Genomic DNA, 1,241 nt, shown 5'->3' with positions numbered 1-1,241 from the left:
AAATTAGGTAGTGCTGTCGGGTACGATAAGAAGGAAAATTGTTGCTTTATTGCGAAATATAAGGACAGGCTAATGATAGCCTATCAGCGAATAACACAAAGCATGAGTATGGGCTGAAACAAAAAGCAATGTGACTGAATGATAATTGGGCAGAATGAGATGGAGGAGATTATGACTACTGCAGAACTTCGTCAAGTTGACTTGGATTCACAGCTGGGAAATCTCCATGAAACCTTTGAAAGGTGTGGAGACAAGCTGAATGCCCAAATTCTCCATACCCTTCGCTTAAAACTTGAACGCCAAGAAGTTGTTGTAGCGTGCTATGGCTATGTTTCTTCAGGCAAATCCAGGTTACTCAACGTGTTATTGAGTGAGGATAACCTCCTGCCAGTAAGTCCACTGTCTTCCAGTATGAATTCAGTATATCTTAGACCGGGTAAATCATTAACTATCGGGGTATCGCCAAAACACAAGCCCTCTACCACCATTACTTTACAAGAGCGCGAGCAGTTCATCTCAAATGAACGTGTTGTTCGAACCTGAACTATTGCTTCAAACAATCGGCCTGGGACTAGGGCTTCCCGAGAATATGTCATGAATTATACCAGCGACTTAACCGATGCTCTCCAATCCGTTTATCTACAAAGCAGTAAAGTGTGGATAAAACGCGCCCAAGAAGCGGCAAACTTGAAAACTCGTCTGGAATTACCGAGCCTTCAAGAACAATTAGAGAATCACAAACGGCTGCTTGGATCACTAGCCGAGTTAAGAAGACTTAAAGTACTCCACAACAATCATATGGCAGAACTGATAACCCACTGGGAGCAGGCATCCTCTCAATTTACGGAAGATTATTTATGGACAACCGATCAATTATCTGACTCGAACAGAGCTCAAGATTCAGAGGGGAGTCGTCAGTGGATAGGTCACAAACAAAGATACCTGAGGCTTAGGGGGCCTGTTAACTCTGCCAAGGGCACATTTCCCGGGCTGGATAATAAAGAATTGGAGACGGCGGTTAGAAGAGGACACCCGAAACTATGGGGTACTGTCATAGAGTCTTTCATTCGGTAGAGGGCTTATTGGAAGCAGCCAAATCCGATGCTTCTCAGAAAGCAGAAAAGCTTCAGCGTTACAGAAACTTTGAACAAACGATTCTTTTAGGGTTGGAACAAATTTCTTATTTTTCAGAAGAAAGTTCTATCTGTCAGGAGATTGATGAACTTACCCAAAAGGCTGTG

General features: G+C 43.2%; 2 protein-coding genes. Both read left to right on the top strand.

All coding sequences use genetic code 11. From position 1 onward, the window contains the following. Window positions 1-171 precede the first annotated feature (171 nt). Window positions 172-543: a hypothetical protein gene (locus UF75_RS25675; protein ID WP_045577347.1), complete on the top strand. Its 372-nt coding sequence runs from the start codon at window positions 172-174 to the stop codon at window positions 541-543. A gap of 51 nt (window positions 544-594) precedes the next feature. Beyond that, the gene (locus UF75_RS25670; RefSeq protein WP_045577346.1) at window positions 595-1,074 is read left to right on the top strand and encodes a hypothetical protein; all 480 of its coding nucleotides are present in this window, start codon (window positions 595-597) and stop codon (window positions 1,072-1,074) included. The last annotated feature ends 167 nt before the right edge of the window (window positions 1,075-1,241 follow it).

The sequence above is a fragment of the Desulfosporosinus sp. I2 genome (genome assembly GCF_000960765.1).
Lineage (GTDB): Bacteria > Bacillota > Desulfitobacteriia > Desulfitobacteriales > Desulfitobacteriaceae > Desulfosporosinus.
Note: the sequence above shows the minus strand (reverse complement) of the source record. Positions and strands in the feature narration are given on the sequence as shown.

Excerpts from the sequence above, each read along its gene's own strand:
- UF75_RS25675 (WP_045577347.1), top strand. The coding sequence starts at position 172 with ATGACTACTGCAGAACTTCGTCAAGTTGACTTGGATTCACAGCTGGGA.
- UF75_RS25670 (WP_045577346.1), top strand. The coding sequence starts at position 595 with ATGAATTATACCAGCGACTTAACCGATGCTCTCCAATCCGTTTATCTA.